The organism is Alteribacillus sp. HJP-4, from assembly GCF_042139015.1.
Classification (GTDB): domain Bacteria; phylum Bacillota; class Bacilli; order Bacillales; family Marinococcaceae; genus JBHIKY01.
This window is the reverse complement of the sequence record NZ_JBHIKY010000005.1, coordinates 180,912-204,149: the sequence shown is the minus strand read 5'-3', so window position 1 is coordinate 204,149 and position 23,238 is coordinate 180,912. Positions and strand designations below refer to the sequence as shown.

19 protein-coding genes are annotated in these 23,238 nt (G+C 42.0%); 3 read left to right on the top strand and 16 right to left on the bottom strand.

Features of this window, described 5'->3' with window-relative positions; genetic code table 11:
• Positions 1-38: 38 nt before the first annotated feature.
• The 4 genes from ACE4RR_RS06680 to ACE4RR_RS06665 all read right to left on the bottom strand — a co-directional run bounded on the left by ACE4RR_RS06680 (position 39) and on the right by ACE4RR_RS06665 (position 4,648).
• On the bottom strand, positions 39-2,030 hold the full coding sequence (locus ACE4RR_RS06680) for an acyltransferase family protein (RefSeq protein WP_375534628.1): 1,992 nt from the start codon (positions 2,028-2,030) through the stop codon (positions 39-41).
• Positions 2,031-2,392: 362 nt separating this feature from the next.
• Positions 2,393-2,539 (bottom strand): hypothetical protein, encoded by a 147-nt coding sequence (locus tag ACE4RR_RS06675; protein WP_375534627.1) that lies wholly within the window; start codon positions 2,537-2,539, stop codon positions 2,393-2,395.
• A 161-nt stretch (positions 2,540-2,700) separates the two neighbouring features.
• Positions 2,701-3,870 carry a CapA family protein gene (locus tag ACE4RR_RS06670; protein ID WP_375534626.1) on the bottom strand — a complete coding sequence of 390 codons (1,170 nt, stop codon included), beginning with the start codon at positions 3,868-3,870 and terminating at the stop codon, positions 2,701-2,703.
• A gap of 139 nt (positions 3,871-4,009) precedes the next feature.
• Complete coding sequence (locus tag ACE4RR_RS06665; RefSeq protein ID WP_375534625.1) at positions 4,010-4,648, bottom strand: SIMPL domain-containing protein; 639 nt, start codon at positions 4,646-4,648, stop codon at positions 4,010-4,012.
• 162 nt (positions 4,649-4,810) lie between these two features.
• On the opposite strand from ACE4RR_RS06665, the gene ACE4RR_RS06660 reads away from it, so the two are divergent.
• Both ACE4RR_RS06660 and ACE4RR_RS06655 read left to right on the top strand, forming a co-directional pair.
• Entirely contained in the window at positions 4,811-5,599 is a 789-nt protein-coding gene (locus tag ACE4RR_RS06660) for an MBL fold metallo-hydrolase (RefSeq protein ID WP_375534659.1), read from the top strand.
• 257 nt (positions 5,600-5,856) lie between these two features.
• Positions 5,857-7,542, top strand: coding sequence for a glycoside hydrolase family 13 protein (locus ACE4RR_RS06655; protein ID WP_375534624.1), 1,686 nt, complete (start codon positions 5,857-5,859; stop codon positions 7,540-7,542).
• A gap of 1,012 nt (positions 7,543-8,554) precedes the next feature.
• Here ACE4RR_RS06655 and ACE4RR_RS06650 read toward each other — a convergent pair.
• The 11 genes from ACE4RR_RS06650 to ACE4RR_RS06600 all read right to left on the bottom strand — a co-directional run bounded on the left by ACE4RR_RS06650 (position 8,555) and on the right by ACE4RR_RS06600 (position 21,211).
• Positions 8,555-8,875 carry a hypothetical protein gene (locus ACE4RR_RS06650; protein WP_375534623.1) on the bottom strand — a complete coding sequence of 107 codons (321 nt, stop codon included), beginning with the start codon at positions 8,873-8,875 and terminating at the stop codon, positions 8,555-8,557.
• Between the two features lie 98 nt (positions 8,876-8,973).
• A complete protein-coding gene (locus ACE4RR_RS06645; RefSeq protein ID WP_375534622.1) occupies positions 8,974-9,126 on the bottom strand; it encodes a hypothetical protein in 153 nt (50 codons plus the stop codon).
• Positions 9,127-9,151: 25 nt separating this feature from the next.
• Positions 9,152-9,781: a uroporphyrinogen-III synthase gene (locus tag ACE4RR_RS06640; protein WP_375534621.1), complete on the bottom strand. Its 630-nt coding sequence runs from the start codon at positions 9,779-9,781 to the stop codon at positions 9,152-9,154.
• Positions 9,782-9,943: 162 nt separating this feature from the next.
• Positions 9,944-10,786 (bottom strand): sugar ABC transporter permease, encoded by an 843-nt coding sequence (locus ACE4RR_RS06635; protein WP_375534620.1) that lies wholly within the window; start codon positions 10,784-10,786, stop codon positions 9,944-9,946.
• Positions 10,786-12,039, bottom strand: a complete 1,254-nt coding sequence (locus ACE4RR_RS06630) for a sugar ABC transporter permease (protein WP_375534658.1) — start codon at positions 12,037-12,039, stop codon at positions 10,786-10,788. Before ACE4RR_RS06630 ends, ACE4RR_RS06635 begins: the two co-directional genes overlap by 1 nt.
• A gap of 163 nt (positions 12,040-12,202) precedes the next feature.
• Positions 12,203-13,492 carry an extracellular solute-binding protein gene (locus ACE4RR_RS06625; RefSeq protein WP_375534619.1) on the bottom strand — a complete coding sequence of 430 codons (1,290 nt, stop codon included), beginning with the start codon at positions 13,490-13,492 and terminating at the stop codon, positions 12,203-12,205.
• Between the two features lie 845 nt (positions 13,493-14,337).
• On the bottom strand, positions 14,338-15,165 hold the full coding sequence (gene tagH, locus ACE4RR_RS06620) for a teichoic acids export ABC transporter ATP-binding subunit TagH (RefSeq protein WP_375534618.1): 828 nt from the start codon (positions 15,163-15,165) through the stop codon (positions 14,338-14,340).
• 33 nt (positions 15,166-15,198) lie between these two features.
• The gene (locus ACE4RR_RS06615; protein ID WP_375534617.1) at positions 15,199-16,017 is read right to left on the bottom strand and encodes an ABC transporter permease; all 819 of its coding nucleotides are present in this window, start codon (positions 16,015-16,017) and stop codon (positions 15,199-15,201) included.
• A 30-nt stretch (positions 16,018-16,047) separates the two neighbouring features.
• Positions 16,048-17,274 carry a CDP-glycerol glycerophosphotransferase family protein gene (locus ACE4RR_RS06610; protein ID WP_375534616.1) on the bottom strand — a complete coding sequence of 409 codons (1,227 nt, stop codon included), beginning with the start codon at positions 17,272-17,274 and terminating at the stop codon, positions 16,048-16,050.
• A gap of 284 nt (positions 17,275-17,558) precedes the next feature.
• Entirely contained in the window at positions 17,559-17,954 is a 396-nt protein-coding gene (gene tagD, locus ACE4RR_RS06605) for a glycerol-3-phosphate cytidylyltransferase (protein WP_375534615.1), read from the bottom strand.
• A gap of 266 nt (positions 17,955-18,220) precedes the next feature.
• Positions 18,221-21,211 carry a CDP-glycerol glycerophosphotransferase family protein gene (locus ACE4RR_RS06600; RefSeq protein WP_375534614.1) on the bottom strand — a complete coding sequence of 997 codons (2,991 nt, stop codon included), beginning with the start codon at positions 21,209-21,211 and terminating at the stop codon, positions 18,221-18,223.
• 142 nt (positions 21,212-21,353) lie between these two features.
• Between ACE4RR_RS06600 and ACE4RR_RS06595 the strand changes: the two genes are divergently transcribed.
• Entirely contained in the window at positions 21,354-22,193 is an 840-nt protein-coding gene (locus ACE4RR_RS06595; protein WP_375534613.1) for a DegV family protein, read from the top strand.
• A gap of 212 nt (positions 22,194-22,405) precedes the next feature.
• Here ACE4RR_RS06595 and ACE4RR_RS06590 read toward each other — a convergent pair whose 3' ends face one another.
• Positions 22,406-23,224: an FAS1-like dehydratase domain-containing protein gene (locus ACE4RR_RS06590; RefSeq protein WP_375534612.1), complete on the bottom strand. Its 819-nt coding sequence runs from the start codon at positions 23,222-23,224 to the stop codon at positions 22,406-22,408.
• Between the last annotated feature and the right edge of the window lie 14 nt (positions 23,225-23,238).

Genomic DNA, 23,238 nt, shown 5'->3' with positions numbered 1-23,238 from the left:
GCACCGGCTCACCTCTTATTACAGGTTGCATAGTGAGCCTATTTCTCCAAAGCTTCTTTGACGTGTTCCTTCAAAGCCGGAGCGAGTGTCCGCGAATACAGTGTTGTAATGTGATGCCTGTCCCGATAAACAAGCACATTTCCTATAATCGGTTCACAAGATTCATCATTACAGAAATAATCCGATAAGTCCGCAAAGCTTGCATTATCAGGTATATTATCAGTGTTTTCCCACGGAACCGCGTTCGACAGCGCTTTGTCTCTTGGTATCGAGCATTGCTCCGGATCATCTTCCAGACAGGCAGGAATATCCTCTGCCATCCTTGGGTTATCCCGAACAGCCAGCACCTCTGTCCTGCCTTCGAGCGCCTCCCATTGCCCGATATACCCCTCCGGTACATTTGCGATAATATTTACATTGGCTGTTGTAAAGACCAGATCAGGCGGGTCAGATGTTAATGGCTCCATGACGTCTTCATTCCACTGCATGCAAGAATCAGACATGGCGCCGTCAAAATCTTCATTTGTAAACCGGCATCCGTTTTTATTATATACATCTATCTGCAGATTCAGCTCCTTGGACATTTCCTGCAGTGCAGGAAACCAGTGACCGGAATGAGAACCTCCCACAAGAGCTACGGTATGTTCAGGATTCTCCGTTTCACCGTAGGAACACTTGCTTACACCAGATTCATCCAGATCAGTAAAGCAATCTTCGTCTGCATAAAACTCCGGCAGCTCCCCTTTGATTTCTGCCAGCATGGAAAGGGGATCGATTTCTTCATTCGGTTCAATGCCATCAGAAATGGAACGCGCGCCAGGGAAATCTTCAACCGCCACTTCTTCATTCTCCTCAAAGCTTGCCTGCGTCTGCTCGAGATACGCTCCCCATGCTGTACCAACTACAAGAACTGGCACCATAAAACTTACTAATATTGCCGCAAGCTTCCCTTTGGATTGTTTTACATTAATTTTCCGGACCGGCTTTTCCAAAATTTTTCCGGACAGGAAAGATAACGTAAATGTCAAAAAAAGCATGGCAAGCCCATGTTGAACCGACACCACGTCTGCTCCCGTATATGTGTAGTAGAAAATGAGAAGCGGCCAGTGCCATAAGTAAAATCCGTACGATATACTCCCAAAGGATACAAATGGTTTAGAACCCAGCAGCTTCTCGGCACCAAAGCGGCTGCCGTTTTCAGCTGCGATGATGACGAGTACCACCCCCATTGTCGGCAGTAATGCAGCAAATCCAGGAAATACATTTGAAACTGGAAGTAAAATACCTGTCAGGCAGACGACAGCAAGTCCAAGCCAGCCCAGGACAAAGCTGGCAGCCTTGTTTATCGTTACGTATGGAATCAATAAAGCGAGTATGCCACCTAAACTGAATTCCCACACCCGGGCGAATGTATCAAAATATGCCCATGGCTGATTAACAGCGGTTATGTATACGGAATACGAGATAGATAAAATAAATATGGTACTGAGCAGAACTAATAATGTTTTTCGGACAGGTGTTTTGAACATTTTTCTCGCTGCTGTGTACGCAGCCATAATAATGAACGGCCATGTGATATAAAACTGCCCTTGAATGGATAGTGCCCAAAAATGCTGAAATGGGCTTGCTTGGTTATTTTGAGCAAGATAATCGACGGCATTATTTGCCAGCTGCCAATTTTCATAGTAAAATGCCGAAGCAAATACCTGAGATATAATGTCTCCCCACTGCGACTGCGGAAGGATAATAATAGAAAACAACGTAGTTATCAGCAGAACTATAAAGGCCAGAGGAAATAACCGGCGGGCGAGTCCTAAAACATATTCAAAAAAATTAATCTGTCCTTCTCTTTCCATCTTGGTCAATAAGGACGTTGTAATTAAATATCCGGAAACAATAAAAAAGACATCGACTCCACCGGATACAGAGCCCAGCCAAATATGATATACTGCGACGAGCAATGCTGCTACTGCCCGCACCCCTTCAATTTCCGGACGAAACTTCTTTTCAGGGATCCTTAAATCTGTCATCGTACACATCTCCATCGCGATAAAGTATACTGCAGAAATTTCTCTACCTTATTATACTTCACTATACTGAAAGTTTATTGCCTATTTTTTTGCCATGATATTCAAGTTTGTTATGCTCGAAGCACCGGGAATGTCTAAGAAATACTATTAAAATGATTAAGAAAAACCGAGCAAAACCTGGAGGCCACTAAAAAACTGAAGGTCTTTGAAAAGCGGGATCAGCACCTTATGAAAATCCATTCTGGCAAAGCTTCGCTGAAGTCAGCCACGGAAAGCGTCCGCCTGCAGGGATGAAATCAACAAAAACTTATATTTAAAAAAGAAGAGTGGCGCTCTGCCACTCTTCTTCCACATGTTCCACGCTATTTAGCTGTGCGCACTACTCCGTGCTTGCGGATTGGTATGATAAACTGATGGCTGCACGTACAACAAATGACGTGTGCTTTTTCGCCCCTTACGATCATTTCCATCGGTTTCGCACAGCAAATGATTTTATCTGCAACGGCCACTCTACTGAATCCTCCTCTTATTAATATTTTTACTGACAAGTTTATTTTCGGATAAAAACACAGCTGTTGTTATTTTCAAACGTTTTCTTTATCCATTATAATACAATTTATACATCAAAACCCTTTTTCCTTCCGTTGTCAATAAATTGTAATATATTTAGTTATCCTTCTTCGACAGTAATCCGGCCGGTTTCATCAAGCTTTGCATTTATCGAGATTTCATCTAAATATTCGTAGATTTCCTGTTCCTGGTCTCCTTCAAGAGGCTGTATCTGATTGCTTTCAATGATATATGGACTGAAATCAGCGGCAATTTCTCCGTTATCAAAGGTCAGCTTAAAGATGCCTGTTTCAGCGGATGGGCCGCTCACATAATCAGGAAATAGAAAGTTCCCGAGCGAGTATGCAACCGGTACGTCATTATAAAACTCAAAGCCTTGCAGCCAATGTGGATGGGAACCGACAATCGCATCCGTTTCCGTCTTTTCACAAATCTGTTTCACGTACTCACGCTGATAGTCAGCCGGGATATTCGTCTGTTCAATCCCCCAGTGAAAATTTACGATTAAGTAATCTGCTTGAGCTTTATCCTGCTGCTCTTGTATTTTCTCGATCACAAAATCCAATTCGTAGCCGTTTGTTACTCCAGGCTTGTCTGCTTCTGCAGTCCATGTAAAATCGGGAAAGAAACGTGTAAAGGATAGGAAGGCTACAGTTTGATTGTTAATTTCGATTGTCTTTGCTTTATAAGCCTCGGTCTCATTGGCACCTGCCCCCATATAGTCCATTTCTAATCGTTGTGCAGCATCGAGAGTATCAAGGAGGCCTTGTTCACCATAATCAAGCATATGATTATTTCCGAGGTTTACCATGTCCACTCCACTGTTTTTCAAAGCTTCGAGTCCCTTTTCATCACTCTTAATCCAGAACTGCTGGCCAGGTTTTTTTTCATTTCGCTCAGTAATGACCGATTCCAGATTTACGACTGTATAATCAGTATTGGCAAAGGAATCTTTTACGTATTCAAACGGATAATCGTAGCCCTTATCTTCCAGTACATCACGAAGATCCCAGTCAAACATCGTGTCACCGGCAAAAGCAATTGTAAATGGCTCTGCAGTGTCCTCCTCCCGCACTAATTCGGCGGACTCCACTCTCTCTTTTCCACTTTTATATGCAGTTGTTTCATACTTTGGATGAACTTCCACGATAGTGCTTTCCTGCAACGTCTGCTCCGCGTCAAATACTGAAACAAAATAGTATAAGACTCCAGCTAAACTCAGTAATATTGTCAAAATTAATAGTTTTACCCATAAATCAATAGTTCTCATTCGACGTAACACTCCACTTTTTCCCTTTATTACCTATATACGCTGTTATCCCCTCCATATCCTTTTTTTTCAAATAATTTCTTTTCATTAGGATGTATGTTAGATTGATGTTTATCGAAAATCTTATGCTTTCCTATAATTAATAACGATATTGGGCTTCTACACCGGCAGTGATATCGAGCTGTCCTACTTCGATTGGAACCGCTCCTGCTGCACTGAATAATTGCGGCTGCACCGTTTCTGGAAGCTTTTCTACTATTCGCAGTGGAACAGGGTCTAAACTTACACCCATCGTAACTGCAAGTTCCCCGGCTTTCCTCTCAGCCTGCTGTAAAGCAAGACCGAGTGCTTGTTCATAGTACTGAAACGAATCTTTGATATAAAAACGAATACCGATCACTTGATTGACACCATTTTGAACAGCTGTGTCGATCACATTACCAGTCTGTGTAATATCATCGATCGTTACTTCAATAGTGTTAGTCACTTGATATCCTAGAAACACCTGGTCCCCATCTTCATATTCATAGCGCGGAAAAATCGTAAAGTCCTTCGTTTGTATGTTTTCTCGAGTTATTCCTTCTTCGAAAAGCGACACTATAACCTGTTCCATCGTTTCTGTATTTTGCTGCTGAGCGTCTGTGGCATTTTCACTTTCCGTGACTACACTCATCTGAATGGCCGCCGTATCAGGTACTGCCGGAACTGATGCATTGCCTGTAACAGTCATTCGCCTTGCGTCTTCGCGGTATACATTCATTGGATGAAAATAGTTCATCGTCCTGTCTCCTTTCCGGCTGATCACATTGGTTTCACTGTGCTACCTTAACCTATGTCAACAGCACCGCATATTATCTCAGGATTTTTGAAATAATTATGAAGAAAGAGGTGAAGAAAATTGAAAGAAAAATTTCTTCCAATTACATCGGCGACAAGCGGAATGCTGACAAACGTTGCTGCCGATCTGCACTGCTTTACGGTGCAGGTAGTGAATGTCTGTTTTTATGGAACCCCTCGCCCCTCCAGTAACTGGGTTCTTATTGATACTGGTATGCCTAAGTCAGCAGAAACAATCAGCAGTGCTGCTAGTGAGTTGTTTGGAAACACCGTGCCCAAAGCGATCATTTTAACTCATGGTCACTTTGATCATGTCGGTGCCGTAGAAGAATTAGCTTCTCAATGGAATGTCCCTGTTTATGCTCATCAAGAAGAGCTGCCTTATTTGAACGGTAAAAAAGATTATCCAGAACCTGATACGACTGTAGAAGGTGGTATGGTCGCAAAAATGTCGAAAATGTTTCCAAACGAAGGCATTGATTTAAAAGAGCACATTCACCCTCTCCCTGCTGACGGCACGGTGCCGGAGATGCCCGGCTGGAATTGGGTCCACACGCCCGGTCACACACCAGGACATATTTCATTGTTCCGGGAAGAAGACCAATCCTTGATCGCAGGAGATGCCTTTGTAACAGTCAAGCAGGAACAGCTTTACAAGGTGCTGACGCAGGAGCAGGAAATAAGCGGACCGCCCCGCTACCTCACTACTGATTGGCCAGCAGCCAAGAAGTCCGTGCATAGACTTCAGAAGCTTCACCCGAAGCTCGCTGTTACCGGTCACGGTCTTCCATTAGCTGGTGAAGAGCTTGAAAAAAGCCTGGATTATCTCGTTACTCATTTTGATACTGCAGCCATTCCTGACTACGGAAAATTTGTAGAAGAAAAAAAGTAATACCGAAAGATGGCGCAGCAGTGCGTCATCTTTTTCATTCCGTTCTGCTATTGGTTGATTCTTAACAGCAACCACGTTAAACTATTTAGTAAGCGAAATCGATTGCACAAATTTCATATTAATTCCCTAATTAATATAATGTATGTGTTAAATACAATCGTTTGCATTATTTTACAGCACATGGATTGCCAGTAAGGCATGCCGCCCGCACTGGTGAATTGGCTCAAAGTCGAAAGAAATAATTGAGGTGGAATCAAATGAAAAAAGTATGGTGGAAAGAAGCAGTCGGTTATCAAGTGTACCCCCGCAGTTTCCAGGATTCAAACGGAGATGGAATCGGTGATCTGCAAGGTATGATTCAGCGTCTCGATTACTTACAGGAACTTGGCATTGACCTTATCTGGATTTGTCCAATGTACAAATCACCTAAGGATGACAACGGCTATGATATCTCCGATTATAAGGATATTCTAGAGGAATTCGGGACGATGGATGATTTTAACCAATTATTGGATGAAGTGCATCAACGGGGAATGAAATTAATCATCGATCTTGTGCTCAATCATACAAGTGATGAGCATCCATGGTTTATTGAATCCCGTTCTTCCAAAAGCAGCCCGAAGCGGGACTGGTATATTTGGTGTGATGGTAAAAATGGCAGAGAGCCAAATAATTGGGAAAGTATTTTCGGAGGTTCCGCATGGGAGCTGGATGAGGCAACCGGTCAATATTATATGCACGTCTTTTCAAAAAAACAGCCTGATTTAAACTGGGAGAACCCTGAGGTGCGTTCAGCTCTTTATGAAACCGTTAATTGGTGGCTGGATAAAGGCATTGACGGTTTTCGCATTGATGCCATCAGCCATATCAAAAAGCGCCCCGGCTTCCCGGACCTTCCTAATCCAGATAAGAAAAAATATGTATCCTCCTTTGATATGCATATGAACCAGCCGGGCATTCATGATTTCCTTCAGGAATTTAAAGACAGGACGATCAGTCAATACGATGTAATGACTGTAGGAGAAGCAAACGGCGTCTCTGTGGAGGAAGCAGATCTCTGGGTCGGAAATCAAGGAAAAATGAATATGATCTTTCAGTTTGAACACCTCGACCTGTGGGATGCTGAGGAGAAGAACAGCCTCGATATAGCAGGCTTAAAGAAAGTTCTCAGCCGGTGGCAGAAGGGGCTCGAATCAAGCGGATGGAATGCACTTTTTCTGGAGAACCACGATGTGCCGCGGATTGTATCGATTTGGGGAAACGATCAGGAATATTGGAAGGAGAGCGCTAAGGCTCTGGCCACGATGTACTTTCTTATGCAGGGAACTCCGTTTATCTACCAGGGCCAGGAAATTGGCATGACCAATGTGCAATTCCCTTCGATTGCCGATTACGATGACGTGGCTGCAAAAAATTTGTATCATGAGAAAATGGAAAATGGGGAATCCGAGCAGGATATACTAAACCTGCTCTGGCAGACCTCCCGTGATAACAGCCGCACTCCAATGCAATGGTCAGCAGAGGCCAATGCAGGTTTTACAACAGCCGGCACAGTGCCATGGTTGAAAATAAATTCGAATTATAAAAAGATAAATGTGGCCGATCAGAGACAGGATAAAACATCGATTCTGCAATACTACAAGAAAATGATCCAGCTGAAAAAAAATCATGACTTATTTACGTATGGAATTTACGAATTGCTGCTGGAAAACCATGAACAGCTATTTGCCTATACAAGAAAAAATGGACAGGAAACAGCTGTTATCATTTCCAATTTAACTCCCCTGCCTGCGGAGTGGGACGTGTCAGAGCTTTCGCTCCCTGAAGAGCGGCTGGCTCTTACTAATTATCCAGCCGAACCACAGCCATCTGATACTCATTTTACGCTTAAGCCATATGAAGCCCGCGTCTATTTGATCGGGACAAAATCAAGTAAAGAATAACTTGGCTTGTCTCCCATTCAAAAATGGCGAAAGTGTGAGCATATCTTATACTTTAATTCTTTTATTAGAGTTATCTGTGGAAAAGGATGGGTTGTGCAAAAATACTTTCGCTTGCACTTTTGATGGATGAATCTTTTGTTAGGAACAAAGTATAAGAAACTTTTTTTATAATAATGGGTGTATAAAGAGGTTTATCATCCCTTCACAAACTCGCTTGCTCCGCTCCGATCAGTAATCTGTTTATACATATAGAGGAGTAATCATGTACATAACTGTTGTTAATATCGGGGCAGGGATGAAAGGATTAGTTTGGGTTTTGATGCTCTTTTATATACTCGTTATTGTATTTGGGATAGCAAATTCACCATATTTATTTTCTGTCTGGGGTATAAATATATGGCTAGTGACAGGTTTGATACATTTGGCAGTGTCGTCAATGCCATAAATGATATTAAACTATTGGATTCATAGAACATTTCGAATTTAGAATACTCCCAGCGTCTTCTTAATCAAGTAAACTATCTAAGAATATTTCATAACTTCTGAAAACAATCTCCATGCATCAATTGCATAAGTGCTATTCTTAATAAAAAACATGAACATTCGATTATAGCGTAAGGCGACGACTCCTACGGGAAAAGCTTGAAGTGAAGACCCGCAGCCAGTTTGCTGCCGAGGAGGCTGAGGCCAAGCCCGTGGAAAGCGTTCGCCGGAAGCGAAATCGAATGATATATAGAAAATAGGTTAATGTTTGTATATTCTGTTGTGAAAATGAATTATGAAATCATTATCATATTAACTAATAAGGATAGACAAGATCTTTTAAATCCATAATTGCATATATTGATTAATTTCATCAATTAATAAATATTGAAAAGCTATTAAATTTAAAGTTATTGAGCTTAAAACGGCTTTGTATGTGATTAAGATGTAAAATACAATGCTATTTGATTGTAAAATTCGCTTTTTCTCCGAAATCTGTAATAGTTAAACAATAATTCTGGCTATTGGGCTAAGCGACTGAAATTATGGCAGTTACAAGAAAGGTCAACAGGCTTGGGATACCGAGACAGGCATACTGCCATGCTTTATCATATCTGTTAACATTCTGCTTCTTTCTTTTTTTCTTTTGCTTGTCCGGCAGCGAAACTCCATACGGCCGCAGCAGGTTTCTTGGATGAAAAGTAATAATAACGATCGGCAGGAAGGAGAGCAGTGTTATCGACAGCGATAGAATTACGAAAAGTCCCATACTCTCTAAACTAATGGCGAGCATACCACTGCCTGCTGCCAATAAACATCCAAATAACAAATATCTAACGAGTGATTGCATTAATGAACTGCTCCTTTACTGCTTCTTTTTCGTTTTTATTAATAAAAATACAACGAGGGTAATCGTAAGTATCATGGTTATGACGTAAATGTTTGATATCAGAAATTCACCCATCTGCACAGATTCTCCCTTACTACTTCCATTCTTACTCTATTATAAGGGCTGTTCTTAATTTCTCCAAGCAGCGTCTCATAGACAGCACACGAAAAAGCCCGCTGCTCATTACTGAGCAGCAGGCTTTTGCTATTCACCGTAAACACCTCTTCCTTCCTCTATTTAAATACTGTAGGATGAAACCGACTCCGCAAGAAACGTTTCGGCATAATTTGGAAAAATACAGGCTGGCATCAGGCCATGTTTAGTGAGCTCCTGTGCCGTTTCTTTTCCGATACACACAAAAGACAGCTTTTGCAGTTGAATTCCCGATTTTTCGGAGTGCTTCTTCAAGTATTTAAGAAGGATCTGTGCAGTTGTTTTGTTTTGCAGAAAAATCGCATCCGCTTTGCCATGCTTAATCATTTCAAGGGAGTCAAGCGCTGCCAGACTTGTTATACGTTGATGCAAGGTAAATTCTTTGGAAGTATATAGAGATCCCCCTGCGTCCTGAAATGCTTTCACAACCTCTTTTTCCTGCTCTCCCGCTGGAAAAGCAAGCATGCCTTTTCCGGCAAAAGGCGCTGTGTTTACCCAATGCAGTTCGGTATCATTGCCGAGTACAATGATAGCCGGATCAGACAGATCTGCCTGGGATACAATCGCAGAAATACTTCCAAGCGGTCCGGTGATGGATCGCTGCCTTTCCATTCCACCCCATTCTGTTATCATCACAGGAACAGAAGGATCTGTTCCCTCATTCAAAAGCTTTTCAGCAAGAGCTGGAATATTTTGAATGCCTAATTGAAACATGAATCTCCTTCCTTTCCTTCAAGTCTTCCTGAGTGTATGTATAGATAGTGTACCGAATTTCAATAACTGGCTGGGGAAATTCGGCAGATTATGTACCATGGTTTTTACATTTAAACAGAAAAAGCCTGCTGTATACCAGTCAGCAGACTTATTTCTCACATATTAACCTTTTGTCGCTCCCGCGGTCAGCCCGGATATAAGCCAGCGCTGCAGAACAAGATAAACGGTAGCGATCGGCACGGCTATCAAGACCGAGCCTGCTGCGAATCTTGTAAAGTTGTTTGAGAACTGATCATTTACGAAATTATACAAACCCAGAGCAAGTGTAAAATTTTCTTCACTTCTGAGTATAATGCTCGGCAGAATAAAATCCATAAATGGCGCCATAAAATTAAAGAGGAGCACAACCGCTAATATAGGTTTTGCAAGCGGAAGCATAATCGTGAAAAATACCCGGAAATGCCCGGCGCCGTCCATCCGTGCTGATTCATCCAATTCGCGCGGTATCGTATCAAAATAGCCTTTTACTAGAAATGCATTCATCGGAATAGCCCCGCCAATATAAATAAGCGTCAGACCTAATAAAGAATCGAGCAGTCCGATATTATTCAAAAGAATATAGAGGGCCACCATTCCCATTAATACTGGAAACATCTGCAGCAGCAAAAATGCGTAAATACCATATTTCCTTCCGACAAATCGGTATCGTGAAAAAGCATAGGCGGTCAATGCAATGATAAAGGTTGATGAAATTGTTGTAGTTAATGCGACGATTAATGTATTTTTATACCAGGTCACATAGTGGCTGTTCGGATCTGTGAAAAGCCAGATATAATGCTCCAATGAAGGGGTCTCTGGGATAATACTCGAGGAGTATAAACTTGCCCCTTCATTAAAAGACATTCCGAGCGTCCAAAGCAGTGGATACAAAATAATGATGAACATGATAAAAATAATCGAGTAGCTTCCGGTAAGTTCCAGACGATCCCTGATTTTTCTGCTCATTAAATCTGCCCCTCCTCTTTAAACGCTCGGCTGCGCCGGAATTGGAAAAACGCGAATATCGCAACCATCAATCCCATGATAATAGACACAACAGCCGCCAGACTGTACATACTGTTTTCAAACGTCAGGCTGTATACCCAGGAAATAAGAATATCGGTGCCGCCGGCTTCCTGGCCGCGCACTGCCGGACCACCTTCATTGAATAAGTAAATAATATTGAAATTATTAAAATTGAACGAGTACTGCATTATAAGCAGCGGAGCCGTCGCAAACAAAATGTGCGGAAGTGTTATATACCAGAACTTTTGAAATTTAGATCCGCCATCCACATCAGCTGCTTCGTACCACTCCGAGGAGATGCTCTGCAGAACACCGGTAAACAAAGCATAGACGAAGGGAAAACCGAGCCAGACCTGGATCATTATAATAGCTGTTTTTGCCCAAAAGGGGTCAGTGAGCCAAGGAATGCCGCTTCCGAACAGTGGTACTATGATGTCTCGGTTTATCGCCCCAAAATTATCATTAAATAAAGCTGAAAAGATCATGATGGTCACGAATCCAGGTACCGCCCACGGTAAAATAAACACGGTACGTATCAGACGCTTAAATTTTATACGCTTATCGTTCACAATGACGGCAAGCAGCAGTGCCAGAGCTATCTGCAGGGTAGTTGCGCCAAACGTCCAGGTCAAGGTCCAGCTAAAAACCGAAATAAAGGTTTCCCGCCAGATCGGTACATTAACAATTTCAAAGAAATTTTGAAATCCAACCCAGTCCAGTAGATTTCCCGGCGGTGCATTGTAGCGGTTGTAGTTGGTAAATGCCAATAAAACCATGAATAATAACGGAAAGACCACTACGAATATTAATAAAATTAATCCCGGAGTAACCAATAAATATGGAAATGCGGCGTCGAACCAGTCATATAATGCTTTCCTTACGGGAGGTATTTTCCAGCCGTCCCGTATTTTTTGTGCATCACGGCGGGCATCGAAAATACTTGCTGCATAAAAACCAAGAGCAGTCAATGTCAAAAAGACTGACAGAATTCCTTGAATTAATAAGGATCTTGAGTCATCTGTTCCCTGGAGGGTACCCAGTGTGAAAAGTCCCCAATAACCGATGTTTAAAAATTGGGCAAATGTGATGACAAATGCAGCCGCCAGCCCCAGCATGACTGATCCTTTGATAAAACGACGATTATAATACTGCCCTGCACCAGGAATCAGTGCCAACCATGTCGCAGTCTTCACACTATGTTTAGAAGGCTCCGGAGTCGGCGGCTGATTTGGATTTTCAGAGGCCGGTTTTCTTAGAGCTTCACCCACAATCTTCACTCCTTTAAACAATATTCTTAAGCACAGCCGTGTAAAAAAGAGAGAAGAGAAAAATCATTCTTCCCTCCCGTTTTATCACTTATTGCTGCATTTGAATCTCTGACTCAATTTGTTCCACTGCTTCTGGAAGTACTTCTGCAGGATCCTCGCCTTCAGCAATATATTCATGAGCCTCGCCCATCGGATCCCACACCTGCGCCATTTCCGGAATACTTGGCATTGGTTCCGAATATTGAGTCTGCTCTGCAAAGCCAGCAAAGTATTCGTCTTCCTGGATTAAATCGGATTCAATGACTTCTGTTATTGCAGGGACTTCACTTGATACTTCGTAATAAGTCTTAGAGCTATCCGCATTTGTCATGTGCAACGCTAATTCAGTCCCCCAATATTTGCTGTTATCCTCAGCAAATTGAGATACCAGCCATCCTTTTACCCCGGAAAAAGTGCGTAGATTTTCTCCAGCTTCATTTGTTGGGAGCGGCGCTACACCAAGATTTTCTTCACCAATTGCATTTGCATAGTCATTAATGGCCCATGGTCCATTCACCACCGCACCAACCTTGCCATCTTCAAATAAACCGTTAAGAATATCTGCATTAATTCCCTGAGGGATATAGCCGTTCTCGTACCAGCTCTGAATCATCGAAGCCCCTTCGATCGCTCCTTTGTTATCCAAACCAATGTCAGAAGCATCATACTCGCCATTTTCTTTCTGATTGAAAACATATCCGCCTTCTGCTGTCATAAATGGATAAGTAAAATAAAAATTGGCTGCTTCCATTAAGAAGCTATATTCATCATTTGATGCATCCGTTAAATCTTCTGCTGCCACTTCAAGATCTTCTAATGTTTCAGGTGCTTCCTCCATTAACTCCTTGTTGTACATTAACGCGTATGTTTCAGTGACAGCAGGTACACCATATAATTCCTCTTCATATGTCATAGCCTGAATTGCTTCTTCCTCGTACTCTTCCAATCTCTCTTCCTCTATCTCAAGCGGTGCTGCTAAACCTTGCAGTGTAATTTCGCCGATACCGTCGTGAACTGCGAAAAACAAATCCGGACCATTTCCATTTGGTCCATCCAAGGAAACGTTTTCTATCTGTTCATCGAGATCCATTCTATTAAATTTCACTTCAATTCCATGTTCCTCAGTAAATCCTTCCGCAATCTCTTCGTAAGCAGCTGATTGTTCATCGTTATTGTTTACCCAGACTGTCAGTGATTCCGGTTTCTCCGGCTCTTCTCCGCCAGATCCGCTTCCCCCGCTGTCTGCTCCGCTCTCTTCTTCCCTGTCCGGTCCACACGCAGCCATCAAAAGCATTATAGCTGCCAGCATTAACATTACTGTCCAAGTTAATTTTTTCATTTCTCTTCCCCCATTTTTCAAAGTATGTAAATCATCCCATGACAAGGCTTCACAATAAAAATAGTGCAATCGTTTGCATTTATAACGTAAAAAAATACGCTTACTTTGGAAACGATTTCATTTTCTTATAGATTATTTTAAATGGTAGGCATGATTTGCGCAAGTGGTTTTATAAAATTTTCTCAATTTTTATTGGGTATGAATGAGATTTTTTGCTCGACTGTTTTTTTATTGTGCAATTATTGCGCAATTTTTTATGGAATTGCACAAAAAATTAATTCTGCGCAGGGAGTATTCGGTGTTGCTGATTCTCCTGGATAGCTGTGGACATGAGATCCATTATTTTATTAGTTTCTGATCGTTAGTATAAGAGAGGGGCTGTAGCAAAAGCCCCTTTTTATAGAAAAAGTAGTATCCTAAATAGAAGATAGCAGGAGACAAGTCCGAAGACTCCAGTGGGAAGAGCAGCGGCTGAAGATCTGCCGGGCGCGGGTTTCGCCCGATTAGCTGAAGCGCTGCCCACGGAAAGCGAAGGACTTGTCCACTGCTTTTTTTACCATGCAAAAGGGGCGAGTATCATTTATGATACAGCCCCTCTCTTGAAGCTTAACGTTATTTGACAAAATAGACAGAGAGTTTTACTACTTTTCTGACCGTTAGCGGAACCAGTGTCCGCAGAACCGGCTTGTTTGAAGCAGCCAGAGAAATCAGCTACTGAAAATGCCACAGGCAGCAACTAGGTGCAGAGGACATTGAAGCATCCCCCGCGGACAAAAAAACTTGGCTTGTCGCCAGCAAAAGGCGAAAACCAAGTTTTTATTACTAAGATATTGTGTTCCCAGCCTCTACTGGCTGATTGCTTTTTTTGGTACTGTGCCTGCTGCTTTGCTGTTTTGTCTTTTAAGCCCCTTCTCGCGGAAGTCTTTCTTTTCTTTTTTAGATAATTGGTTGAAGTTCTTTAGAAACTCTTCGTAATCGGCAATGATTTCGTTCATATCGCCGAATGCCTTTACTTCCCCAAATTCAAGCCACAATGCTTTGTTGCAGAATTCTTTCATTTGGCCGAGTGAATGGCTCACAAAGAACATTGTCTTGCCTCTATCTTTAAATTCATGCATTTTATCCAGACTTTTTTTGGCAAATGCCTTGTCCCCGACAGAGAGCGCTTCGTCAATGATTAAAATTTCAGGGTCAATGCTTGTATTGATAGCGAAGCCAAGTCTTGATTTCATACCGCTTGAATAGGACTTAACAGGCTGGTCGATAAAGCGTTCGAGCTCTGCAAACTCGATAATGTCATTCTCCATGGCACGAATCTGCTTCTTATTAAAGCCGAGCATTAAACATTTGAGCTCAATGTTTTCTCTGCCGGTTAATTTATTGTTTAATCCAGAGGACACAGAAATAATCGCAGCTTCTCCAGATTTTTTTAACTGTCCTGAGGTTTTTGGCACAATGCCGGCAAGCATATTGGACAATGTGGATTTCCCTGAACCGTTAACTCCAATGAGACCGATAATGTCCCCTTTTTCCGCTGTAAAAGATACATTTCTAAGAGCATAGAACTCTTCTCCGCTGTCTCCAGGGAAAAAAAGATCCTTTAAACGTTCTGATTTTGTTTCATACATCTTGTATTTTTTCGTCAGGTTTTTTGCTATGACAGCTTTTTTCATATTATCACTTCCATCAAGATTTAGAACAGCTCGTTATAAAAAATCAAGAAAATGTCTGCGGAATCTCATGTGAAGAATTGATCCAAAAATAAAAAAGATAAGGACGACACTCCAAAAATAAATCGTATAATTCAAATTCTGTAGCAAATACCACCCATCACCAAAATAAGCAGCACGGTATCCCTCTACAAGGTAGTATAGTGGATTCAGCTTCATAATATCCTGGACGATCTCAGGGAGCCTGTCATTTGTCCATAGAAACGGCGTCAAGTAGAGCATGACCCGGATCGTTGATCGAATGAGCAGTTGAATATCGCGGATAAGCACCGTAGCGGTAGACGTAATCATTACAATAGATACGAGTAAAGCAATGGTCGCTGCCAGTAAATAAGGAAACTGTAAATAATAGATGTTAATCGAATAGCCTGTCGCCTGCATATAAATCATAACTATGAATATAAGAGCAAGATGGGCGTACAGCTTCGATATGACGATATAGGTCGGTATGACTGTCGTCGGAAAATTCATTTTTGAAACCATTTTTACCTTCGTATAGATTGCTTTGGATCCGTCTATAACAGCAGGCTGGAAGAAAAACCATAAAATAATGCCTGCCGTCATCCAGTTTAAAAAAGGAACCCCCTCTACTCCTTCCACGCCGCGGCCCCCTCCGCGAATCCCGTAGCCGAAAACAAACCAGTAAATCGCGATAAAAAAGCAGGGGGTAATAAGCTCCCATGCATTACCAAGATAATTATTTTTATTTTTTATTTTTAATTCATAAAGAGCCAGTCGATTAATTAAATAAAGATGTTGATAAAGCTCTTTTCCAACCTTGACGGCAGATTTCATCAACGTTCCCTCTTTTATATAATGCTAGATTTATTTCTTAAATACTTTCTTTACTACCTTCTCGGCTGCCCGGCCGTCTTCAAGAGAGTGAAACCTCTGCTCGAATTGACTGCATTCCCGCTTATACCGCATCCGGATCGTATTTACGTGCCGGATTTCATCCAGGATCTCTTCTGTATTCTGAACAATCGGCCCAGGTGCTTCATGTTCAAAGTCAAAATAAAAGCCGCGGAGCTTGTCACGGTAATTATCAATATCATAAGCGAAAAAGATCATCGGCCGCTTCAGAATTCCGTAGTCAAACATGACGGATGAATAGTCTGTAATCAGCAGATCGCTTACGACATATAATTCTCTGATATCTTCATAATTCGAGACATCATAGGCAAACCCTTCATATTTTTTAATATCGAGATGGTCCGATATTAAATAATGAAGACGCAGTAAAATAACGTAGTCATCGCCGAATTCATCTCTCATTTTGTCAAGGTCCATCTTTAACGCAAATTTATACATTCCGATAAAATGATACTCATTGTCACGCCACGTAGGAGCATATAATATCACCTTTTTTCCTTCCGGAATATTAATATGCTTTCTGATGGCTTCCACATCTTCATCTGTATAATTTGTCAGAAAATCATTACGCGGATACCCGGTTTCAAGCAGCTTGCGCTTAAATTTAAAGGCCCGCTTAAAAATTTCAGATGAATAAGGATTCGGTGAAACAAGATAGTTCCACCTTTTTGCCTCCGCCACGAAATTTCTTTTGTATTTCTTCGTAGTAGTTCCCGGCATATATACCTCGTCCATATCCAGCGCAAGCTTCTTTAATGGAGTGCCGTGCCAAGTCTGCAGATAGACTGTGTTTTCCGGCTTCGGCATCCACTTGGGCAGGCGGCTGTTAAATACCCAATATTTCGCACGCATCATAATTAAGAACCAGCGCAGTGTAAATCGCGGCACCGTATTCAGGCCGTGCTTTTTAAACGTGTCTTTATAACGGTGGTCAATACTCCAGTAAAACGTGTATTTCGGATATTTTTCTCTCAGCTCCTCGTATATAGCACGAGGGTTGCAGCTGTACTGTTTTCCAAAAAAGCTTTCAAAAACAATAACTTTGCTGTTTTTTGGAAGTCTAGCCATCATATTTAACAAAGTGCGGCTTGTTTTATTTAATTTTTTTTTATTTTTCTTCTTTGATTTATTCTTTTTATTCTTATCCGGATTGTTAAACATTTGCAGCCATCGTTTCATGATTTGACGTACCCTTCTCTAACCAGATTTATAATATAAGCCTTAGCCATACTATGTCATATTGTATGGTATTATTTCTACCCTTACAGATAAATATCCGGCAGGTGCTGATATATCTACTTTGACTCCCCCTGAATTCTGTTTCCAGGAGCAAATGGTGAAAGCCTTCTTTTCTTATACTTTTCATCCATTTATTGAGATATTACCCTGTCTTAAACGTATAAAAAAAGAGAGAGCAATTACCTCTCCCTTTTTTATCATATCCAAAATCAAATTGTTTGTCATTAGCTGTTTACAAGAAGTAATTCCTGCTTAATCTTCGTTGTGGAAATATTGGCCGTACGCGGCAGGTAAACGACATTACAGTGACGCTTCAAGAAGTCGAACTTACCTTTCCAGTCGTCGCCCATGACGAAGGTATCGATATTATGGCGATACACATCATCAAGCTTTTGCTCCCAGTTGTCTTCGGGAATAACTTCGTCAACATAACGGACAGCTTCAAGAATCATTTTCCGCTGTTCGTAGTTGTAATACGCCTTTTTGTTTTTGAGAGCGTTGAATTCATCCGTGGAGATAGCGCAGACGAGATAGTCGCCGTACTCACTTGCTCTCTTCAACAAATTAATGTGCCCCCAATGTAGTAAATCAAATGTTCCATACGTAATAACTTTTTTCATAGTAATCTGCCTCCTAGTACAAGAGAAACATAAAATTAGTGTAATATTTTTAAATCTATCCTAAAAAATTGCGAAAAAACTTTACAAAAAAAACATACTGCCTTTATTGACTTGATTGAGTATATCACATATGTTCCACTTTTCGTGTCTACTAAACGTGGAAATGCAGATAAATAATATCTAAAATTATGTGACAATGTGGTATGAAAAGCCGCAAAATTGTGAGATCCGCCTCAGGAAAATCCTATCAAGCCCTATAGTATCAGTTAGTTCAGCCATTTCTCTCTTTGAGCTTCACATTTACTTAATCTTTTTTTCATAATAGCTTCAAAGATTCTCTCTGCATTTCTATCATCTTCAAATGTAAATATTTTCTTTTTATTCGCCGCTGCCCCTTCAGATTCTGTGAAGTTACGAAAGGCAGCTTCATGGATATGGTGAATTAATTCTTCTTCTGATTCAGCAGTTTCACCAAGAAAGGTTTCCTCAAGCGGACGCAGACTTCCGTGTTCAAAGAAGCGCTCTTGATCGAAATGATAAAAGAGCACCGGGCGCTGTAAATAATTAAAATCGAACGATACACTTGAATAATCTGTAACCAATAGTGCTGCTTTCATTAACAGTTCCTGTACAGACTCCCGGCCGAACGGCACGACCCGGATCCGCTCAGAGTGTCCGAATTGAAACGACTCGATAAATGGCTGCATTCTGTAATGCGGGTAAAAATCAAGTGTAAGATTATATTCCTCCAACAGAACGGCCAGCTTCTCATTTTTCAGCAGGGAGGCATACCGCTGAAAATACTCCGATTCTGTAAAGGTGTTTTTATTATAAAGCCAATCCCGCCAGGTCGGCATTAATAGGATTCTATTTTCTGGCGGAGCCGCATGCTTCAGATGGTCAAACCGGGCCAGGCCCGTTACCCGTATAGCTCCATTCTTATAGCCCATTTCTTCGTTTACGATTTTTTTCTCTTTTTTTGAACTGACACAAAACAGCTGAAATGGATAACGGTAAAACTGCTTATCATATTCCACCCGCTTTCTGCCGAGCACACCATGCTGCAGAAATACACGGGTGCCGCGCTTGTACGACTCCATCAGCATTCCTTTGAAGGGAAGAATGTATTCAATATCATGGGAGGCAATAAACGCTGTCGCTTTCAAACACACCTCCATGTGTTCGCTACTCCCGATTATTAGAACATTTCCAAGCTGTTTTACTCGATGATAGTCTGGCGAATCTGCTTCAATTGCATAATAAATTTCCATCTCCGGAAAGTGAAGGCGGCAGTATTGGAAAAAGTGATACCCGTTCTCCTGCGCTGTATCCGGTCGTTCCCCGACGACCCAAACCTCGCGTTCTGGAGGAAGATTGTTAATGTAGACTTCATTTGCTTCCTTGAGCCTTTTAATATCATCTGTATCTACCACATTAACATCCGTTTTTAGATTGCCATGCGGCGTCAGTTCAAAATACCAGGAACTTGTTTTTTCTCCCGTTTCTAAGGAAACATGCTTTTTAACTCCGTCCTTTTTATACGTGAAATAACGATAGCCGAGTTTCTTTTCATTACGAATAGGGCCATCCTCAATGCACACATAAAAATCAAGAATGTCTCTATCAGCCTGAATATCGAGAAAGCTGCTGAGTTCTGCTTCTGCTGTCCAGTCCGCATATGCAGGCTCATTACGATAAATAGGCAGTTTTTTAAATGGAGCTTGTTCCCATTTTTTTGCTTCGATTGAGATCATCTTCTCCGTTTCCCGGCTTTTTATAATAATGTATATTTTTTGTGTCTCGACGTCCTCAGGATTCTTTCGGACAATGCAGGCTGTCCCCCTCAGAGTAATTACACCGTCTGAAATCCGAAAATTTTTCAGCCTTCTGATATAATCAGCAGGCCTGCATACAAATGTCAGACGGTTACTGACCGACGGATAAAAATACGTGTAATATAATGATTCCTCACTCCATTTTTCATAAAAAGTGGTGTTCTGTAAATGGATATCTCGTGACTTTAAACGGTACAAATAAACAGCCCCTTGGACATGGGCTTCTATATATATATTCCAGCGTACAGATTCAGGGCAGCCATCCTGGAACAACTCTTCTTCAGATATCATAGCTTGAAATGAAATATTTTTCTGTTCCCGAGTCGTTTTGAGTTCAATCTGCTCTCCTGCATCAGAATCTCTTTTTTTCATTAAAAGTGTAAACGAGGCGGAGTCTTCAAGCTCAGGAGCTGGAAATTCTCCTGAAAGTCTGCATACGTTTTCTGAAAAATCAGCGTGAAACGACCGCAGCATGATTGTTTCTGCCGTTACGTTGACCGATAGACCGTGATATACCGTTTCATAAGGTTCAACGTGCTTGACGGTACGGTCACTAACATGACATATGCTTGGATTCAAAGGCTCTAAAAGTGCAGTTTTTACACGGTGGAGACGCTGAGCTGTATCTTCTCCTGTATAAAAATAAAAATCCCACACACCCGATTCGTCTGCAATCACATCTGCGGGCATTGAAGCAGTCCAGCAGCTGACGTCTGTCCAGCCGATAGGGAGAATACGCTTTTCCTGCTCTCCCCGTTTCTTTATTAATAGACCGAGTTCTACGTCCGCCTCTGCCATTGTTCTAAGCTGTGCTGAAACGAATCCGCGCAGCATGTAACGGCCGTTCTCCCTGATCATCGAGTCGGCATACACGGGAAAGGAAAGAATATCTGTATAATGTTTCATACCCTTCATGTGAAGTGATACATATCCTTCATCGTTTAAAAATAAAGAATACAATACATTTTGGTGAAAAAGTATCCGGCGCTCCTGTATATAAATCGGATTTGACGAAGCCGTCAATCTAAATCCTATTATTTCACTATCTTTCTCAAAGACAGCGGCAGGTGTCCAGATCATTTCCATATGATTGTCATCCGTTAAATACTTTGAAAAAATCTCTGGATCCATTTCAACTGAGTAATAAACGGTAAATGCTTTCTTATTTCTTTTTCTATGTATAAATTGAAGAGGACACCGTTCAAGAGACTCTTCCTCTGTATCGTTATACCACTTCAAGCAGGATGAGGCTTCACGGTACATCCTTGCCTGTTGTCTTGTCAGTCCTTCGATGGCAAAATGAAGCACAAGTTTTTCAGATTCTATCGTGTACTTCAGCACTTCCGGAGGGTACTGCTGCTGATCCGGCTCAGTGTTGACGTATTCCCATTTATTTTTTACGTAATTCACTAGCTTTTCCATCATCGTCTCTCCTGCTTGTTTGTTTCTTCCAATTTATTCATAGGGAACTGCAGTTGTCAAATTTCTTAATGTTGTTACGACTTGCTACGACAAAAAATGATATACTTGACGGTACTGTAGAGAGAGTTTGGGAGGGTCATGAATGGAGAAAATAGCCTGGATCACGGACAGCAGTGCAGCAACTGAAAAAATTGATATGGAGGATGTGTACGTCGTTCCTCTCCATATTATTTTCGGAGAGCGCTCGTATGAAGATAGAACAGAGCTGTCAGCAGATGCATTCTATAACAAGCTGTCTGAGGATAAAGAGCATCCGAAAACAAGCCAGCCGGCACTCGGTGCTTTCATAGAGCTGTACAAGGAATTAAAGAAGTCGTACGACAGGGGCATTGCCGTTCATTTATCAGGAGCATTAAGCGGGACTCTTTCAACGTCCTTACAGGCCGCAGAAATCGCAGGCTTCGATGTCACGGTAATAGATTCCAAAGGTGCCTCAGAACCGGTCCTCGATATTATCCGGCATGGAAGAGCACTCCACAGTGATGGCAGCAGCCTTCCTGACATCCGCGATGCTTTAAAGAGTATGGCTGACCGTCTTCGAATCTATATAATGATTGACAAACTTGAACAGCTGCATCGCGGAGGACGTGTCTCCGGCACCGGAAAATTGCTTGGACAGCTTCTGCAGATCAAGCCAATCCTTGCCTTTCAAAACGGTGAAGCCATCCCTTTTGAGAAGGTACGCTCCCGAAAAAAAGCCCAGCAGCGTTTAATCCAATTGTTTACTCAGTCAGTAGAAGAATCGCCAGTAAAAAACGCCCATATCGTCCACGCTTCCGCAAAAGAAAAAGCCGAACAGCTGAAGCAGGAGCTTGCAGAGAAATATCCAAACATTGTGTTTCAGGTGAGACAGCTTGGCCCAGTACTAGGGGTGCATTCTGGCTCCGGCGCTGTCGGCATCTGCTGGTTTGATAATAACTAAGACCTGCAGAGATTTGCTGCCCTTTCTGTTGATGTCATTCTGCAAACGTGTTGGCGATAGGTGAAAACCAGGAGCGCAGCGCAGGCGGGAGGGTGGATGCGGACTGGAGGTACGCTATTGGCCTGCATGGCGAAAAATATAGCTTGCTAACCGGCCGAAAGCGGAACCCGCGTCCGCAGAAACAACCTTTGCAGCTCTCTGCTATTTTTCCCTTATATTGATTCAAATTCTGCATGTCCAGTAACTAAAGGGCTTCCGTCCTCCCTGTTTTTCCCCGTAAAATAAATATGCCCTTCTGCTTTTTTTCTATCTGCATAAAAGGCTAGTCCATCTCCAGCTGACAGCGGCTGCTGAAACCGCATGCGGTATTTCTTTAATCTTCTGCCAAGCTCCAGCTCCGGATGAAAAAGAACGGCAGCTCTTCCCATCAAATACATCCCATGGACGATGTTAGTGGAAAATCCTGCGTTTCTGGCAGCTTCCGGTTTCAGATGAATTGGCTGATCATCCCCAGAGACTTCTGCGTAGCGGTATAGCTCCTTCGTAGTTATAGGGCCGGTTTCGAGATCAGCTCTGATGACAGCTGCCTGTGATTCTGATGATACTTGCCGGGACTGCTCTTTTTGACGGGGGATAAACAGAGTCGTTTCCGCATCGAATACTGGACCATTCTGGTTCGATCCGGATAAAACTTGTTTTACTATTAATAATCCTGCCTTTTCTCTGGCGCTCTTCAGTTTCATACTGCATTTAATCTGATCACCTGCGAGCAGCTGCTGTGAATAAACAAATAATTGCTCTCCATGAATTATCACTTCGTTTTTAGGCAGCCACGGCTGTGTAAAACGCTTCCACCACGCCACTGGGAACGTCGGAGATGCTAAAATATTATCATACCGGAGCGCGGCAGCAGCTTCTTTATTGAAATACATGGGATGGTGATCGTGAAGACAGCGTGCGAATGCTTTACTTTTTTCTTCCTCCACGGTGATAAGCTGGGAGGCTGAAGAACTTGTACAGTCTGAATTCATAGATTTCCCTCCGG

What these genes read in the sequence shown, in the direction of transcription:
- tagD (WP_375534615.1), bottom strand. Translation starts at nt 17,954, where the DNA reads ATGAAAAAAGTTATTACGTATGGAACATTTGATTTACTACATTGGGGG.
- ACE4RR_RS06590 (WP_375534612.1), bottom strand. Translation starts at nt 23,224, where the DNA reads ATGAATTCAGACTGTACAAGTTCTTCAGCCTCCCAGCTTATCACCGTG.
- ACE4RR_RS06615 (WP_375534617.1), bottom strand. Translation starts at nt 16,017, where the DNA reads ATGAAATCTGCCGTCAAGGTTGGAAAAGAGCTTTATCAACATCTTTAT.
- ACE4RR_RS06665 (WP_375534625.1), bottom strand. Translation starts at nt 4,648, where the DNA reads ATGAACTATTTTCATCCAATGAATGTATACCGCGAAGACGCAAGGCGA.
- ACE4RR_RS06640 (WP_375534621.1), bottom strand. Translation starts at nt 9,781, where the DNA reads ATGTTTCAATTAGGCATTCAAAATATTCCAGCTCTTGCTGAAAAGCTT.
- ACE4RR_RS06680 (WP_375534628.1), bottom strand. Translation starts at nt 2,030, where the DNA reads ATGACAGATTTAAGGATCCCTGAAAAGAAGTTTCGTCCGGAAATTGAA.
- ACE4RR_RS06595 (WP_375534613.1), top strand. Translation starts at nt 21,354, where the DNA reads ATGGAGAAAATAGCCTGGATCACGGACAGCAGTGCAGCAACTGAAAAA.
- ACE4RR_RS06670 (WP_375534626.1), bottom strand. Translation starts at nt 3,870, where the DNA reads ATGAGAACTATTGATTTATGGGTAAAACTATTAATTTTGACAATATTA.
- ACE4RR_RS06655 (WP_375534624.1), top strand. Translation starts at nt 5,857, where the DNA reads ATGAAAAAAGTATGGTGGAAAGAAGCAGTCGGTTATCAAGTGTACCCC.
- ACE4RR_RS06650 (WP_375534623.1), bottom strand. Translation starts at nt 8,875, where the DNA reads ATGCAATCACTCGTTAGATATTTGTTATTTGGATGTTTATTGGCAGCA.
- ACE4RR_RS06600 (WP_375534614.1), bottom strand. Translation starts at nt 21,211, where the DNA reads ATGGAAAAGCTAGTGAATTACGTAAAAAATAAATGGGAATACGTCAAC.
- ACE4RR_RS06610 (WP_375534616.1), bottom strand. Translation starts at nt 17,274, where the DNA reads ATGAAACGATGGCTGCAAATGTTTAACAATCCGGATAAGAATAAAAAG.
- ACE4RR_RS06660 (WP_375534659.1), top strand. Translation starts at nt 4,811, where the DNA reads ATGCTGACAAACGTTGCTGCCGATCTGCACTGCTTTACGGTGCAGGTA.
- tagH (WP_375534618.1), bottom strand. Translation starts at nt 15,165, where the DNA reads ATGAAAAAAGCTGTCATAGCAAAAAACCTGACGAAAAAATACAAGATG.
- ACE4RR_RS06635 (WP_375534620.1), bottom strand. Translation starts at nt 10,786, where the DNA reads ATGAGCAGAAAAATCAGGGATCGTCTGGAACTTACCGGAAGCTACTCG.
- ACE4RR_RS06625 (WP_375534619.1), bottom strand. Translation starts at nt 13,492, where the DNA reads ATGAAAAAATTAACTTGGACAGTAATGTTAATGCTGGCAGCTATAATG.